The sequence below is a fragment of the Bacillus sp. LR_5 genome (genome assembly GCF_042709275.1).
In genome coordinates this window covers 1-15,958 of the sequence record NZ_JAVAXX010000147.1, presented here as the reverse complement: position 1 = coordinate 15,958, position 15,958 = coordinate 1, and the positions used below count along the sequence as shown (strand labels likewise).

Genomic DNA, 15,958 nt, shown 5'->3' with positions numbered 1-15,958 from the left:
TATAACGCTCTTGAAATGTAGGTATTTGATCTTGTTTTTGTTCGTTATACAGTTAATGAAAACGTTTTATCAAATAAAATCACCTAAAGTCATAGTTAAAAAGGCACTTGAAAGAGACAGATGCTGTTGATCTGCCTCTTTCGGCGCTGAGCTTATTGTTCATGTTTATGTTCTTCATCAGGTCGATCACGTCTGATTTTGTCTTTGGCTTCTATTATTCCCCGCTTCTGACCCTTTAGATCAAAAGCTTGTATTAGCTGCAGTCCCAGTTGTACAGAACGTTTGAAAAGTCTTTTTTCCTTAGATCGTCAGGTGTGATGAAAAAATTGGCGATGCCGACGTCTCCCCACATTGAATCGATATCATCGTCTGAATCAATTTGTAAAAGCATGATGGTGTGTTCTTTATATGCGTATTCCCGTGGATCATGCTGGGTAAAAGAAGCGTATCCGCCGATTTTATGGCCAAATCCGTTTTCAGCCAGTTCATTATAAATGTCTTCTTCATCCTCGCCGAACTGACCAAAGAACTCCATTGTTTCCATGCCCGTATACTGCTCAAATTGAAAATCTGTAGGCAGCACCCATTCCGAAGATTTCACAGGCTCGACTGCCGCTTCTGATAAAATCGGAAAATCACATTCGCCTGTGCCGATAAATGAAAAATCAGAAACAAGCTCGTCTTCGTTTTCTATGATATTTTCAAAATAGATCACTCTGAAATTCTTTTGTTCACATCGATCGTCAAAATTTAGTCCATAGACGTCATCATGAAGAGAAATGTAGAACTGCAGGATACCTGAAGAAGGGTAGCCGTCAAGCTGGGGAATGTGTGAGAAATTAATCTGTGCCATAAGCTTCATCGGCTGTCCATTTTCATCAGTCGGGTATGTTTCATGCTTGGGGAAATAGGGATCACCGGCAATTTTGCTGTCATATCGTCCTGTTTTCCCTTTTCTCACATTCAGTTTCACGTATTCTTTCGCTGATTTCTCCAGCAAGTCGCGGTACGGTCTCATTTTTTCGGGCAGATGATTCATCAGATTCTCTCCTTTTCCGGCATCTCCAAGGTTTTATTTTCTGGTTTTCTTCGTTTCTTCTAATGTTTTTCAAACGATTGTTTAAAGAAGCCCTACTTCTGTATAATTTTCCAAACAATAGTTAAATAGTAGCAAATGTATTCAGCACCCCGCAATAGATGAAAAAAAGACTGGTGCGCAACCAGCCTTTCTTTTTCATCTATTGAATTGCACCTGATGGAACAACCGCCTTCCGACCGACAGAATAATACTCCACTCCTGCAGCCGCAGCCTCATCCAATGTGTAGCAGTTTCTGCCGTCAAAAATGAGCGGCGTTTCCATCAAATCCTGATAAGCCGCTAACGGAAATTGTTTAATGTCAGCCCAGTCGGTCAAAATCATGACGGCGTCAGACCCTTTGACAGCTTCCTCGATCGTCTCTTTATATTCAACAGCTTGCGGGAGAACATGCTTTGCATGGCTAACTGCAATGGGATCGTAGGCTCTGATACGGGCGTCGAGCGCAGCGAGACGGTCTGCAATAACAATTGACGGCGCTTCCCTCATATCGTCCGTATTCGGTTTAAATGACAGGCCTAAAAGGGCAATCGTTTTTCCCGTCACCCCGCCGAGCCTGTTCAGCACTTTATCAACCAGCATCGCCTGCTGATTGTTGTTGACTTTGATAACCGATTTCAGCAGTTCAAAATCATGCTCGACATTGCCGGCAATTTGCACGAGGGCGTTTGTGTCCTTTGGAAAACAAGAGCCGCCGTAGCCTATGCCCGCTTTCAAAAACTGGCTCCCGATCCGCTTATCCTGTCCCATCCCGTACGCGACTGCTTCAATATCGGCACCGACCTTTTCACATATATTCGAAATTTCGTTTATAAAACTGATCTTAGTGGCCAGAAAAGCATTTGAGGCATATTTGATCATCTCGGCGCTTCTGATATCCGTTTGGTAAATCGGGATTTGAAACGGACGGAAGAGCTCCTCCAGCGTATTTGCTGTTTTCTCATCGGCCGTCCCGATCACGATCCTGTCACCATGAAAGGTGTCATAGATCGCCGACCCCTCACGCAAAAATTCCGGATTGGATGCGACCGAAATACTGACAGGCTCCGCTAGATGTTCAGTGATCAGTCCATTAATCAAATCGTTTGTCCCAACGGGCACTGTGCTTTTCGTTACCACGACTGTATCTCGTTTGACATGCTTTGCGATGCGTTTGGCCGCATCTGTAATTTGCTCCAGATTGGCGTGCCCATCGCTTTTCTGCGGTGTGCCGACCGCTATAAAAATGATGTCTGCCTGTGCCAAGCCTTTCTCATAGCTTTTTTCAAAGTTCAGCCGTCCATCAGCTGTATTTTTTCTCATCAGCTCTTCAAGACCTGGTTCAAATATGGGGGAAATGCCCTTTCTCATTTCATCAATCTTGTGAGCGTCAATATCAATGCAGGTTACATGATGTCCAATCTCAGAAAGAGAAACACCTGTCACAAGACCGACATAGCCTGTTCCGATGACTGTTATATTCATTGTTTCCCTCCAACAGTTAAATTGCTGCTTTGCAGCTTCCGTAATATCGTATGAGAACATCCTATCATGAATGCGAATGATCTCCCGCATAGCCTGTCGGGTACAGCCTGTACAGATTTCTGAAATGTGATTCAACCATACAATACACTATTATATCGCTCTCAAAAAGAAAGTGGTGAAATGAGAATCGGCTGTTAAAAAAGACCAAACAATTTTCTTCTTTTGACCGGTTGCGGAGGCTGTCTGAAGATGGTCTGATTCCGCAGGAGAAGCTCTGCATTTTCCGTCAGCATATAAGGAAGTTCCGAACCGAATTCTTTCTCTAGAACATAAAGGGCCTCTTGAGTGTGAAAATTTCTCGTTTTCACATTATGGGCATCTGAGGCTACGAAATGGATCAAATTGGCTTCAACCAGCCGGAGAGAAAATGCTTTCAGCTGCTTGCCGAAGGTCCCCGCAAGACTTCCTGAAGTAATCTGAGATGCTGCTCCTTTTTCTACAAGATGATACAGCAAGGACGGGTTTTCGCGAATTTCCCCGTTGCGTTCAGGATGGGCAATAACCGGAATATATCCTTTCAGCTGCAAATCATAAAAAAGCTGCTCCGCATATCGGGGAACGTGATCAAACGGAAACTCAATCAAGATGTGTTTTGTATCATTCAGCGAAAGCAGCTGCTGTTTGGCAAGGTCTTGTTCCACCTCGCCGTAGATTCTGATTTCCTGTCCCGGAAGCACATGTAAAGGAATGTCTTCTTTGATTAAACGTTTGTTTAACTGATCTGCTGCTTCTCTGACTGCGGCTGGCTCGTTTTTATACACACCGTTGTTATGATGAGGTGTCGCAATGATCGTCCGGATTCCCTGACGAACAGCGGCTCTTGCCATTTCTATGCTGTCGGCCGAATCACCTGCCCCGTCATCCATTGCGGGAAGAATGTGACAGTGAATATCGATCATGTCCTAGCCCCCTTTTTTCGCAAAAATAAATAACGGGCATGATGCACGTTATTTATTTTTGCATGAAATTGTCCTTGTTTCCGTAATATCCATATTCAGAGTGCTTCGAAAGCTTTTTGCCGTTCATAATCGCCCCAAGGAGCTTGCTTTTGCACGTTTCAAGCGCCTCTTTCGCTTTTGCGGCTTGTTCTTTTTCTGTTTTCCCGCTTGAAATAACTAGAACAGAACCGTCTGCCACGTTGCCTAAAATCTGTGCATCTGCTACGGCAAGAATAGGCGGCGTATCAAAAATGACCATATCATATGCCGCACACGCTTCGTCTGCAAGCTCCTTCATCCACTTCGAGGAGAGAAGCTCGGCCGGGTTTGGCGGGATCGGGCCGCTCGTCAGCACGTCAAGATGTTTTTCATTCGATGCTTGTACAGCCTGCTCCATAGAGCTTTTCTTTAATAAAACAGATGTTAAGCCAACCGTATTTTCAAGAAAAAAAGCCGTATGTACTGTTGGTTTTCGCAAATCAGCATCAATCAGGAGCACTTTTTTTCCCTGTTGGGCGAATACGACAGCCAGGTTGGCGGCCGTTGTTGATTTTCCTTCCCCCGGACAAGCCGATGTAATCATGACTGATTTCATTTGCCGGTCCACTGAAGCAAATTCTATATTCGTGCGAATCGTCCGATATTGTTCAGAGTTCAAGGATTTCGGCTCTGTCATCGCAATGACATTTCTCCGCATCCGCGAGCCTCTGTTTTTTCTAAGCGCCAAAATGTCCACTCCCCGTTTTTTCAGATTGGAAACCCTGTAAGGTCTTTGCTGTTTTCTGCTCATTCGCAATGGTGGAAACTGTCCCTAAAACAGGTATGTCCAGCAAGGATTCGAGCTGCTCTTCCGATTTGATCGTATTATCCAAATGCTCAAGCAGGAAGGCCAGTCCGATGCTTCCCGCCAATCCGGCCGCAAACGCGATGGCAATGTTTAGTAGCGGCTTTGGCGATACAGGGGACGGGTGTTCTGAAACCTCGGCTTTTGACAGAATGCTGACATTGTCAACATTCATAATGGATGTAATTTTGTCTTGAAAAACAGATGCTATAGTATTGGCAATATGAGCCGCTGTTTCCGCGTTTTCATCCCTGACTGATATGTTGACCACTTGGGAGTCCTGTTCGCTGGATACGGTAATTTTGTCATTCAGTTCTTGGGATGTCATCGACAGGCCCATTTCTTTAATGACTTCATCTAAGATGGCAGGGCTTTTAATGATGACATTGTACGTATTGATTAACTGAAGATTGGTTTGGACATCGTTAAATTGGACTTCTTTTCGTTCATTTTTCGATTGGTTGACCAGAATCTGAGTTGAATTTTCATAGATGGGTGTAAGTGCGAAGAAACTAATGAGTCCGCCGGCAGCAGTGGCAGCTGCGGTTACAATCATAATCAAAAGTATGCGTTTTGTTAACGTTGATAATATCTCTTTTAAGCTAGTAGATTCTCCCATGATACCTCCAAATCTCTTATAACATCCTTTTCCATTTACGATTATACAACGTTGAAACCGCATTTCTCCAGCTTTTCACGTGACATAATTCGACATTTTTTTACAAAACGATATGTTACTCTTTTTTATGTAAGCGCTATATTTACTGTGTTGACAGTGCTGTCTCATTTTCTCTTATTCGTGCAGTCACGTAATCTCGCATAAAAAAATCCCGCTAAAGGCGTGCGGGATTTTTATGTTGCATATCCATTTTTAATATGAGAAATCAAATTTTCAAGCATTTCCTTCGTCGTCATCTCAGATGACTGCTCACCAATTTCATGTGCATGCATCAAAATTTTCAGAAATTCTTCTTGATTCAATTTCTTTTCACTCATCTTTTTTTTCCTTTCAGCTTCCATTAAGTTGAAAACACGATTATTATATGATGCTGGTTATCAATTTGCAATCTCTAATACATCATTCGACACATCCCATTTTTTATGTCCTTTTTTAGGAAAAACTTTTTAAGGCCGATGTGTTGCGATATAATAGAGAAATTGGATCTTTTTATTACGTGACTCGGTTAGGAGCGATAATCATGCTTCAGAATATGATTTCCAAAGACGATGTGCTGGCATCTGCTGAACAGTTAAAAGAACTTCTTCCTTACAATGAGGAAAATGTTCAGCTGATCAAAAAAGCCCTTATTTTATATCGGCAGGATTCAGTCTATCGTTTACAAGCAGTGAGTCCGACGGAAGTTACGGCTTACGTGCAGGATGTTGTGCCTGTGCGGGTCACATTGAACTTGTTTGTCATAGTCAAAAGCGGCTGTTCATGTCCGTCCGGAAGAATCTGCCGCCATATGCTGGCTGTGTTTTTATATGTATATGCAATGTTCGAGCGAGTGGGTACTTTTACAGAGTATTGGCTGGAGAGGGAAAACCTTGAGGAAAGCAAAGAGCTCGTCCGCCGCCAGTTTCAGGAAAAGGTGCTGCCTAATGAAGAATCGCTTTCAAGCTGGCTTGCTTTTTTTGATTCAGAGTTTTCTCTCTGGCAGGCACGTACGCCAGAAGGCAGCCAAAACATGCAAGGCCTCTATTACGGCTACCTGTCCGCATTAAAAAAACATGCGCCGAACAAGCCGGAGCTGAAAAGCCTGTATCAGATTCATTCCGCGATTGCGGTTTGGCTTCGCATGTTCACATTGATTGAAGCAGGCAAGCTGAACCCCGAACAAGATTTTTATTCCCTCAATCCGTACGTTGAACAGCTGATGGATACAATCTACAGCTCTATTGATAAATTAAAAACATACGCGCTGTCTTTTGCGCTTGATCCGTTTTTGGATAAAACACCGGATGTTATCCGACATTTGCTGTTGAAAGAAGAAATTTTCCAATATGAACGCATCCGCGTCTTCGGTGAAATTTGGAGTGCGCTGCTGTCGCGGCCAAAATGGGTGGCACGCGAACAGGAGATATTGAAAAAAGAAGCAGGACGGCGTTTTTCTCCCGAATTGCAATTCGGGCGCCTGCATTTGGAATTCCTGCAAAAGAATGATGACGTTATTTTTGCGGAAGCGGATCAATTCCCGCCGGAAGCGCTCCCTTATACATTCCAATGGCTGAGTGAAATGACTGCCAAGAAGGACTGGAAACGGCTTAAAACATGGTACCAGCAAATTGAGCCAATTGCGATGGGTTATACGAAGCTGGATAAGCCGTTTAAAGAGATTCGCGATGTGATCGGCGAGCTGTTCCTTCTGTTGAATGCCTATGTGCAGCAAACCAATGATCAAGCGCTGTTTGAGCGCTTTGCCGCGGGCTGTCTGCCGTATACGTTCACAGAATACAGCCATCATTTATATGAAAAAAAACGCTATGCCGAGTGGATTGAAATTCATAGCCTTGTCGGCTTTTCCATCAATGAAATGGATAAAATGATGCTCAAGGAAATTGCAGCGAGCGACCCCGAGGCGCTTATACCGGCTTACCATAGAGAAGTGGCTTTTTTCATTGATCAGAAGAACCGCAGCTCGTACAAGGAAGCCGCCCGGTATTTGAAAAAATTGCGCACCCTGTACAAAAAAGCGAAAAAGCAGAAGGTGTGGGAGCGGTATATTCAGCTGCTGAGCTCGCATTACAAGCGCCTGCGTGCGCTTCAAGAAGAACTGCAGAAAGGAAAGTTGATTGATGGCGAGTCTTAAAGAAATTCTCATCCACGTCGAACAAATGGAAGATGGGTCATTTACGCTCTCAGCCTTTGATGAAAATGAGCAGCCTCTTCCCTACAGCCATATGAAAAAGCATTTGTTCCAATGGCATGAATCCTCATTTTACGGAACCTTTCTAGAGGATGTCAGCTTCATCGGGACGACTGCTGTCCTGCTATCTCCATGGATGACTGTAGAGCTTCTCGGCAAAAACTCGTTCAACTCATTCAGCTCCGTGCAGCTTACAGAAGAAACAGAGCCGCTGATCGAGGCGGCATCGACCATCTATGAATTTATCGCGGACGGCGATTTTCTGCCTGACTATGACGCATGGACAAACGGTGTTTTTCGCTGGAAGGACCGCGATAATATACTGGAAGGCTTTACTGCGGAATGGTTTTCCGCTGCCGTACAGGATTACATCCAATACGACGATGACCTGCGGGAGAAATGGGAACATATCAAGGAGAAATCGCCTGCGGTTACGACATTCCGCGGCCATTTTCTTGATGAAGAGGATTTTCTGGAAGGCATTGGCTGGATTGACGACCAATCTCCATTTACTGTCGGCTTACGCTTAAATGAACCAGACTTTGACGGAGACGAATGGAAGATCGAGATGTTTTTACGCGATAAAAAGAGCGGCGCTGTAGAATTCTTTGACGGACTGAAAAGCCTCAAAAAATCGTGGCAGGCGTACAGCGATAAAATCGCGCGTGAGCAGGACCGCTTTCACAGAACGGTTCCGTGGCTGTCATTTGATTCCGGGACAACGTTGATCTCAGAGGAAGAAGCCTGGATCTTCCTGTCAGAAGCAAGTGAGACGCTTGTCGATATGGGGGTAGAAATCCTCCTGCCGTCCTGGTGGCAGATTGTCAGAGACAGCAACATGATGCTGAAAGCAAAGGTGTCGTCCTCCCCGCGCGGCGAGTCATTTGTCGGCATGAATGCACTGCTTGATTTCAACTGGCGGTTTGCGACAAATGGAATTGAACTGACTGAGGCTGAATTTAATGAGCTTGTCGCCAGCAACAGGCGCCTTGTTAATATCCGCGGGCAATGGGTTAAAATCGATCCGCAGTTTATCAAACAGATGAAACGCCTGATGGAAAAAGCAGAATCAGAGGGACTCCACATGTCTGATATTCTGGCGCGGGAGCTAATGGATCAGCAGGATGGCGGACTTGAGGATTCAGATCTGATTGATACATCCGCTTTTGCCGGCATTCAGTTTGATCTGTCTAAACAGCTCAGGTCACTGATTCGAAAGCTCACTGCCGCGGAAAACCTGCCGGAGCACGAAGTCAGTCCTTCTTTCAAAGGAACGCTCCGCCCTTATCAGAAATACGGCATGAACTGGCTGCTGTTTCTGCGGGAAAGCGGTTTTGGCGCCTGTCTGGCTGACGATATGGGGCTTGGGAAAACGATTCAAATGATCGCCTATTTCCTTCACGTGAAGGAAAGCGGCCGGCAAAAAACGCCTCATTTGATTATTGCGCCGACATCCGTACTTGGCAACTGGCAGCGGGAGCTTCAAACCTTTGCCCCTGATCTGTCTGTCGCGCTCCATTATGGGCCGCGCCGGCCAAAGGGTGATGATTTCGCCGCGCATTATGAAAACGCAGACGTGGTGCTCACTTCATACGGTCTGTCACATGCCGATACTGAAGAGCTTTCTTCTGTGACATGGAACACGATCTGCCTTGATGAAGCGCAAAATATTAAAAACGCGCATACGAAGCAATCACGCGCAATCAGGAAGCTGAAGGGGCTTCATCATATCGCGCTGAGCGGCACGCCGATGGAAAACCGCCTGACTGAGCTGTGGTCCATTTTTGACTTCATGAATAAAGGCTACCTCGGCAGTTTGACCGGCTTCCATAAACGCTATGTGCTGCCGATCGAAAAAGACCGGGACGAAAAGAGAATCGGACAGCTTCAGCAATTAATCCGGCCATTCCTTCTCCGCCGGACGAAACGGGATGAAGAGGTCGCGCTTAATCTTCCTGAGAAGCTGGAAGAAAAAGAATTTATCCCGCTGTCAGCCGAGCAGGCATCCCTTTATGAGCAGCTCGTCAAAGACACTTTTGACCATATGACATCACTGACCGGCATGCAGCGAAAAGCGCTGATCCTCAGCATGCTTGGACGGCTCAAGCAAATATGCGATCATCCCGCGCTTTATTTAAAGGAAGAGCAAACCGAGCTGCTGGCCGGCAGATCAGTCAAGCTCGAAAAATTGCTGGAACTGATGACAGCGATCCGCGCCCAAAACGAAAGCTGCCTGATTTTCACGCAATACATTCAGATGGGGAACATGATGAAGCGGCTGCTTGAAAAAACGTTCGGGGAACCTGTGCAATTTTTAAATGGGAGTCTCTCCAAGCAAGAGCGGGATACACTCGTTGAGAAATTTCAAAGGAAAGAATATCCGACACTGATTCTCTCACTCAAAGCTGGAGGCACCGGACTTAATTTGACCGCCGCCAATCACGTCATCCATTATGACAGATGGTGGAACCCGGCGGTTGAAAATCAAGCGACTGACCGTGCATACCGCATAGGCCAGGAGCGCTTTGTCCACGTTCATAAAATGATTACGACAGGAACAATCGAAGAAAAAATTGATGTCATGCTTGAATCCAAGCAAACCCTGAACGATCAAATTATCCAAAGTGAAAACTGGATTACCGAGCTTTCCACACAGGAGCTCGAAGAATTGTTTACATTAAGCGCTACAGCGCAATAATCATGACTAAAAAAGCTGGCTCTTTTAGAGCCAGCTTTTTTCCGTTCATAGCCGTCACGCCGAATTTCCAAAAAACCCGTTACGCCGGTTATCAACAGGATGCGCTTTTGTGGCAGCACATATACTTACAACAAATGTTTCATCATATGTGCGACACCATGTTCGTCATTGGTTAAGGTGACAGCATCGGCTATCGATTTGATGTCTTCCCGGGCATTGCCCATCGCTACACCTTTTCCCGCAGCCTCCAGCATCGATTTGTCATTTAAACTGTCACCTACAGCAGCGGTTTCCTCGAGCGGAATATTCAGCTGTTTTGCAAGCCTCTTCAGCGCCTGCCCCTTGGAAGCTTTGCGGGAAGAAAGCTCAAAGTTGTGCTCAGCCGAACTGACAAGTGTCAAATCTTCGGCATGCTCATATCTTTTCCAGCCTGCCTCAAGCTTTTCTTTGAAGAAAGAAAAGCCGAGAATATTGTAAAAATCGATTGGCTCATCGGCTTCAAACAGCTCTTGAAAGGAGTTAATGTAAGCAAAGCCCGATTGGCTGTATTGCACCTCGGCCGCCTGCTTAAGGACAGAAAGATCCGCTTCCGGATTTGCGCTTCTGAATCTGTCCAGCTCAACATCAAGAAGTTCTCTGCCGTTTTGCGGCGTATAAATCGCTGAACCTGTGAATACCTCATAATAATAGTTTTCCGACTCAAGCCATGAGAGAATGTCATACGCCCGTTTCTTATCAATCGTTTCGTGATGATAAAGCCTGCCCTCGGGATCGTGAATGACGGCGCCGTTCGCACTGATGACCCATGTTTTGATCCCCAGCGGTTCAAAGATTGACATGACGTCAAAATGAGCGCGACCAGTTGACACCACCACCTCAATACCGTTCCGCTGCGCCTGCCGCAGTGCGTTTTCATTTTCCAAGCTTACCTGATGCTTGCTGTTGAGTAAGGTTCCATCTAAGTCAATCGCAATTAATTTCACGTTTGTCAGTCCTTTCCTTCATCCTGTTCTGTCACGAGAAGCTCAACGCCGTTTCGGTCAAGCAAGTCACAAAATGCCTGATTCGGCAGCCTGTCTGTAATCAAGAGGTCGATTTCATTCAGCTCCGCATACTGATAAAAACTGGTGCTGCCCAGCTTAGAATGGTCTGCAAGCGCAATTACCTGCTTTGCCTGCTGTATCATTTTCCGCTTCACCATGCCATCCTCTTCATGCGCAATTGTAATGCCATGTTCGGAAATACCGACCACACCAATCAGCGCTTTATCAACATGGTAGCTTGAGAGCTTTTCAATCACAGAGGACCCGTACAGAAAGCGGTGCTCCTTTTCCAGCTTGCCTCCCAGCAGATAAATTTCAATTCCCTCTTTATCGGACAGCACATCCGCAAGATTAATCGAATTGGTGATTACCGTACAATCAACCGCATTCAAATGCTTTGCACATGCCTGAACAGTTGTAGAGGCGTCTAAAATCACCCGGTCTCCATCATGAATAAGCGATGCTGCAAGCCTGCCGATCTTATTTTTTTCCTCAGACACTGTTTTCAGGCGGCCGGAATAGCTTTGAATTTTCTGATGCACAGTCGGCAAAATGGCGCCGCCTCTTGTGCGGATGATGGCATTCTGTTCCTCAAGTTTCACAAGATCTCGTCGCGCTGTATCCCTTGACACTTGCAGGAGCGTACAGATCTGCTCCGTTGTAATTCGGTTATGCTGTTTTAAAAAATCCAAAATCGCAACTAATCTTTCTTCTTGGTACACGCCCTCATTCCTTTTCTCAGCAATCATTTATAAGCAATTATAAGTTTTTATTTAATTTTATTCAACATTAATAAGTGATTTTAAGTAAAAATGCGTCGAGAGAACCAATTTTTCCTAAGTAGACAAAAAGAAAGAACCAGTCTGGTCGACTGGTCAATTTTGAGGGGATGATGCGAAGATCCGGATAATAGTGAATGGATAGATAACGGGAGGAGCAGGGGGTGTCAATCAGCAGCTTTTTCCCGGGGTTTAGGGTCCATAAAACGAACAGTGTCAGCCAACACTTCTGTTACATACACGTTAACGCCTTCCGCGTTTTCATAGCTTCGTGTCTGAATCCGTCCGCTTACGCCGACGAGAGAACCTTTTTGGCAATACAACGCCGTGTTTTCAGCTGTTTTTCTCCAAAGTGTGCAATTGACGTAATCAGCTTCGATTTCACCTGAAGCATTCTTGAAGCTGCGGTTCACCGCGAGCGTAACATGTGCAACTGCCGCACCGGCGGAAGTGTAGCGAAGATCAGGATCTTTTGTAAGACGTCCGACAAGCATGACATGATTGAACATGCGATTCCTCCTCTCCTTGCGGTTGTATGTATTGTAAATGATGCAACAAGAAAAGAAAAACGCTTAAAAATGGCTTTCAGCCTCTGTTTTTATCTTTCGTTTTCATTTTTCCTTCAGCTAAAAACATCTTTTGCTTTTTCCCTTTGAAGAAATATGTACTTTTTAAAAAACGGAAAAAGATTTGCTTTGTCAGCCAGTTTTGCGTATTCATGCGCACATAGGAAGAGCCATCCCACGCAAACCACTGAAAGCTCAATTTTTTTTCCGGCATTGACAGCTTGATTTTATACTGCTCCATGCCATCTTGTGTTTCGTATAAAAAACTTATTCTTCCTTTTTTGTTCAGATGAACCTCAAACACTTCTTTACGGCTTAACATATATGTTACTTCCTTTTGAATCAAATGGCTTTCAGAAGGAGCGCCGTCAATATAAATTTCTTTTAAACGAAATTGATTCATACCACATCTCTCCGTAATCCATAGTCAGTTACAGTATAATGAAAAAATAGAAATTATTAAATGTTTCGCTCATGCAAAATTCTTTAGCCCCAGCATTGCAGGATTTTTTCCTCGAAAACGTTTATGTTATAATGGAAGGCAAGAAAACTTTGGAAGTAATCGGGGTGAGAAGAAATGAAAACCTTTAAACTGGTTGACCTGAATGTGGAACGAGTGGACAAGGAAGAACAATCAATCGAACAGTTTCCCCTTATTGACGGACTGATTATAAATAAAGAAGACGGTGAAAATCACTGGCTGATTGAGGCGCTTGTACAGAAAGAACATCTGTCTTTTTTTGAACAGCTTCAAAACAGCCAATCTGAAGCCAAAGTATTTGTAACGATCACGAAAAAAAGCAATCGCCCCGCCCAGCTGACAGCAGCAGTGAAAAATATCGTCAAGCTGGAAGAAAGCATCCAGGTTTTACTCTACGGACAAATGGTCACAAGAAAACAGCAGGGCACTGAAACCATTCTCGAGTCCCTTGTAAAAGAGGGCTATACAGGAACAAAACTCATTGAGGCATTTAAGCAAAAATTATAAATATGAGGGGGCATGTTCCCCAAAACAGACACAGAACCGAAGAGCACCACAATAGACATTTTGAATAGATATGTTCTGCATGAAAAAAGCTGCCGTTTTGAACGGCAGCTTTTCTCTTCGTGCTTTCACCCTTGCATATTTAATTTGTATGGCCAAAAGAATCAACCAATTCCCCTTTCACAACAAGGCGCCCTTCAGTTTTGACAGCCTTGTCACATGTGATTAGCGTAATCTCTTTTTTGTTTGTCTCCTCAACTACATCTGCATCCGTTTCCGATATGATGTCTTTAGATGTTACAGAATAGATATAATCCTTTTTAAAATCCGTGATGACAATTTGGGCACCTGTTTTTATATTCTCCAGAGGTCCGAACAGAAGATTCTTTTGCTTCAAATGATGGCCCGCCAACGGATAATTTCCCTCACCCATTTTTTGATCCGGGCGCATTGTTGCCGCCCCTATCAAAAGATTTTCATTGGTTGTGCCTTTTACGATCGGAAGCTCCAGATCGACACTTTTAATTGTTATCAGCCGCCTTGATTGTGAAGTAAAAATAAGTATATTTCACGTGCTTTCGACGTTCTCCACTTGACTGGAATGCTTTAATGGCGATCCCGGCATCTGTAGCTTCAGGCTTTCCTTCAGAGGAATCAGAAATCTCAAACTCTATTTTCTCAGTGTTCAGCACATAACCGGCTGGCGCTTTCGTTTCAACAAAAGCGTATTGTCCCGGTGCAAGGCCTGAAGCTGTGACTTTATGATGCCGGATATGACTGGTTTCGAAGTCTGTATGAAAATTCGCGAACGATTCAGCATGGTTGATCTTCCGGTTCTGATCATTACAGCTGCCATTATCGGCCATGACAAATACAAGGCTTTTCATGCCGGAGCGAATGACATTTTGCAAAAACCTTATCATTACTCTGAATTTATGGCGCGTATTCAAAACCTGATCATGATGAAACATACAGCAAATCAAGCCACAAGAATGGAAATGGCGTTTCTCCAGTCGCAAATCAAGCCTCATTTTCTTTATAATGTATTAAACACGATTATTTCTCTCACTCATTTGGATATTGAAAAGGCCCGATAGGTAACAGAGGAATTTACTAACTATTTAAGAATGAGTTTTGACTTTCAAAATACATCAGCCATCAGTTCCTTCAGACATGAGCTTTCGATTATCAATTCCTATCTTTCTATAGAAAAGACGCGATTCGGTAATCGGCTTGAGGTTCTTTTCGATATAGATGAAGACATTGACTTTATCCTTCCGCCTTTAATGATTCAGCCCTTGGTGGAAAATGCCGTTCTTCATGGTGTCAGCAAGAAAAGAGGCGGAGGATGGATCAAACTGACAGCTAAAAAACAAAGCAAAAATGAGTATCACATCAAAGTAGAGGATAACGGTCCCGGGATAACTCCGGAAAAACAAATAGATCTCTTATCAACGGATTTTGATCGCAGCGTCGGATTGAAAAATATCAATCAGCGGCTGAAACATTTTTGCGGAAGCGAGTTGATGATCAGCAGCACTCCGGATGCAGGCACCTCTGTCTCAATGCTCATTCATCTCGCTGAAACAACAGGAAGCCCTAAAGAACTGAAGGACACAGAACGAACCTAAACGAAAATTGAGATAAAAAAAGACGCCGTTTCTAACGGCATCTTTTTTATTCCGGCGACTTTGCTTGCTGCTTCAGCAGGTCTCTGATTTCTTTCAGCAGCTCCTCCTGCGCATCCACCGCTTCCTCCGCAGCCTCTTCTTCTGCTGCTTCTTTTTTGCGCCTTAACCCATTCAAAGTCCGAATGACGATAAAAATGGAGAACGATATAATTAAGAAGTTCACAATCGTCTGTATAAAGCTGCCATACTTCACTACAGCATCGCCAAACGTAAACGACAGGCCTGAAAAGTCAAGCCCTCCCAGCAGCAAACCGACCAAAGGCATAATGATATCATTTACTAGAGATGTGACGATCTTTCCGAAAGCGCCGCCTATCACAACACCAATCGCAAGGTCTACGATATTCCCCCGCATGGCAAAGGCTTTAAATTCATTCCACATACAATCACCTGCTTTTCTATATTTGTAAAGAAAAAAAGACAAATGTGCCGCTGGCCATCTGCCTTTTTTCAATTATTCTCCAAGGGCAAAAGTCAGTTCTACTTCGCAAACGACTTCGCCATCAACTGTGGCAACGCCTTTTCCGCGCCCGATTGTGCCGCGGGCACGAATGATTTCAACCTCAAGGTGAAGCTGGTCACCAGGCTTGACTTGTTTTTTAAAGCGGCAGTTATCAATGCCTGCAAAAAAAGCCAGTCTGCCGCGGTTTTCTTCTTTAATCAACATCGCAACAGCTCCGACTTGAGCGAGTGCTTCTACGATTAATACGCCGGGCATAACCGGGTACTGAGGAAAATGTCCGTTAAAGAACTCTTCATTAGCGGTTACATTTTTATAGCCTTTTGCCCGTTTGCCCTCTTCAACTTCCGTAATCCGATCCACAAGCAAAAACGGATAACGGTGAGGAATAATTTCTTTAATTTGCTGAGTATCAAGCATTGTCTTGACATCTCCTTCATCTGCATTAGTATGTATAGCAATCATC

General features: G+C 44.4%; 16 protein-coding genes and 3 pseudogenes. 4 read left to right on the top strand and 15 right to left on the bottom strand.

Annotated features, from left to right (window positions below; genetic code table 11):
- Positions 1–79 precede the first annotated feature (79 nt).
- The 7 genes from RAC86_RS23475 to RAC86_RS23445 all read right to left on the bottom strand — a co-directional run bounded on the left by RAC86_RS23475 (position 80) and on the right by RAC86_RS23445 (position 5,399).
- Positions 80–178, bottom strand: a complete 99-nt coding sequence (locus RAC86_RS23475; RefSeq protein ID WP_120363587.1) for a hypothetical protein — start codon at positions 176–178, stop codon at positions 80–82.
- Positions 179–253: 75 nt separating this feature from the next.
- Positions 254–1,039 (bottom strand): YwqG family protein, encoded by a 786-nt coding sequence (locus RAC86_RS23470; protein ID WP_161476647.1) that lies wholly within the window; start codon positions 1,037–1,039, stop codon positions 254–256.
- A 199-nt stretch (positions 1,040–1,238) separates the two neighbouring features.
- On the bottom strand, positions 1,239–2,561 hold the full coding sequence (gene uglF, locus RAC86_RS23465) for a UDP-glucose 6-dehydrogenase UglF (RefSeq protein WP_377886071.1): 1,323 nt from the start codon (positions 2,559–2,561) through the stop codon (positions 1,239–1,241).
- Between the two features lie 194 nt (positions 2,562–2,755).
- On the bottom strand, positions 2,756–3,520 hold the full coding sequence (locus RAC86_RS23460) for a tyrosine-protein phosphatase (RefSeq protein WP_377886070.1): 765 nt from the start codon (positions 3,518–3,520) through the stop codon (positions 2,756–2,758).
- A gap of 52 nt (positions 3,521–3,572) precedes the next feature.
- Positions 3,573–4,286, bottom strand: coding sequence for a tyrosine-protein kinase PtkA (gene ptkA / locus RAC86_RS23455; protein WP_086344405.1), 714 nt, complete (start codon positions 4,284–4,286; stop codon positions 3,573–3,575).
- Positions 4,276–5,022 (bottom strand): protein-tyrosine kinase activator TkmA, encoded by a 747-nt coding sequence (gene tkmA / locus RAC86_RS23450; RefSeq protein WP_003227811.1) that lies wholly within the window; start codon positions 5,020–5,022, stop codon positions 4,276–4,278. The genes ptkA and tkmA overlap by 11 nt, the downstream gene beginning before the upstream one ends.
- Positions 5,023–5,255: 233 nt before the next feature.
- Complete coding sequence (locus RAC86_RS23445) at positions 5,256–5,399, bottom strand: YwzD family small protein (protein WP_003242876.1); 144 nt, start codon at positions 5,397–5,399, stop codon at positions 5,256–5,258.
- A 203-nt stretch (positions 5,400–5,602) separates the two neighbouring features.
- Between RAC86_RS23445 and RAC86_RS23440 the strand changes: the two genes are divergently transcribed.
- Together RAC86_RS23440 and RAC86_RS23435 are read left to right on the top strand one after the other, a co-directional pair.
- Complete coding sequence (locus RAC86_RS23440) at positions 5,603–7,213, top strand: SWIM zinc finger family protein (protein ID WP_377886069.1); 1,611 nt, start codon at positions 5,603–5,605, stop codon at positions 7,211–7,213.
- Positions 7,200–9,968, top strand: coding sequence for a DEAD/DEAH box helicase (locus RAC86_RS23435; RefSeq protein ID WP_033885048.1), 2,769 nt, complete (start codon positions 7,200–7,202; stop codon positions 9,966–9,968). Before RAC86_RS23440 ends, RAC86_RS23435 begins: the two co-directional genes overlap by 14 nt.
- A 125-nt stretch (positions 9,969–10,093) precedes the next feature.
- On the opposite strand, the gene ywpJ is transcribed toward RAC86_RS23435, so the two are convergent.
- The 4 genes from ywpJ to ywpG all read right to left on the bottom strand — a co-directional run bounded on the left by ywpJ (position 10,094) and on the right by ywpG (position 12,759).
- Positions 10,094–10,951 (bottom strand): phosphatase YwpJ, encoded by an 858-nt coding sequence (gene ywpJ / locus RAC86_RS23430; protein WP_041850436.1) that lies wholly within the window; start codon positions 10,949–10,951, stop codon positions 10,094–10,096.
- 5 nt (positions 10,952–10,956) lie between these two features.
- Positions 10,957–11,733, bottom strand: a complete 777-nt coding sequence (gene glcR / locus RAC86_RS23425; protein ID WP_003244075.1) for a transcriptional regulator GlcR — start codon at positions 11,731–11,733, stop codon at positions 10,957–10,959.
- A 224-nt stretch (positions 11,734–11,957) separates the two neighbouring features.
- Positions 11,958–12,299: a single-stranded DNA-binding protein SsbB gene (ssbB, locus tag RAC86_RS23420; RefSeq protein WP_029726038.1), complete on the bottom strand. Its 342-nt coding sequence runs from the start codon at positions 12,297–12,299 to the stop codon at positions 11,958–11,960.
- Positions 12,300–12,375: 76 nt separating this feature from the next.
- The gene (ywpG, locus tag RAC86_RS23415) at positions 12,376–12,759 is read right to left on the bottom strand and encodes a DynA interaction protein YwpG (RefSeq protein WP_014478204.1); all 384 of its coding nucleotides are present in this window, start codon (positions 12,757–12,759) and stop codon (positions 12,376–12,378) included.
- 174 nt (positions 12,760–12,933) lie between these two features.
- Between ywpG and RAC86_RS23410 the strand changes: the two genes are divergently transcribed.
- Positions 12,934–13,344: a YwpF-like family protein gene (locus RAC86_RS23410; RefSeq protein ID WP_003227794.1), complete on the top strand. Its 411-nt coding sequence runs from the start codon at positions 12,934–12,936 to the stop codon at positions 13,342–13,344.
- 139 nt (positions 13,345–13,483) lie between these two features.
- Here the strand turns inward: RAC86_RS23410 and RAC86_RS23405 are convergent.
- Positions 13,484–13,873, bottom strand: a pseudogene (locus RAC86_RS23405) (class A sortase); the annotation flags it as partial.
- 76 nt (positions 13,874–13,949) lie between these two features.
- A pseudogene (locus RAC86_RS23400) lies at positions 13,950–14,102 on the bottom strand (prealbumin-like fold domain-containing protein); the annotation flags it as partial.
- A 33-nt stretch (positions 14,103–14,135) separates the two neighbouring features.
- Here RAC86_RS23400 and RAC86_RS23395 point away from each other — a divergent pair.
- Positions 14,136–14,972 (top strand): annotated as a pseudogene (locus tag RAC86_RS23395) (sensor histidine kinase).
- A 46-nt stretch (positions 14,973–15,018) separates the two neighbouring features.
- Here the strand turns inward: RAC86_RS23395 and mscL are convergent.
- Both mscL and fabZ read right to left on the bottom strand, forming a co-directional pair.
- Positions 15,019–15,414 carry a large conductance mechanosensitive channel protein MscL gene (gene mscL, locus RAC86_RS23390; protein WP_021445844.1) on the bottom strand — a complete coding sequence of 132 codons (396 nt, stop codon included), beginning with the start codon at positions 15,412–15,414 and terminating at the stop codon, positions 15,019–15,021.
- Positions 15,415–15,486: 72 nt separating this feature from the next.
- Complete coding sequence (gene fabZ / locus RAC86_RS23385) at positions 15,487–15,912, bottom strand: 3-hydroxyacyl-ACP dehydratase FabZ (protein ID WP_003221796.1); 426 nt, start codon at positions 15,910–15,912, stop codon at positions 15,487–15,489.
- Between the last annotated feature and the right edge of the window lie 46 nt (positions 15,913–15,958).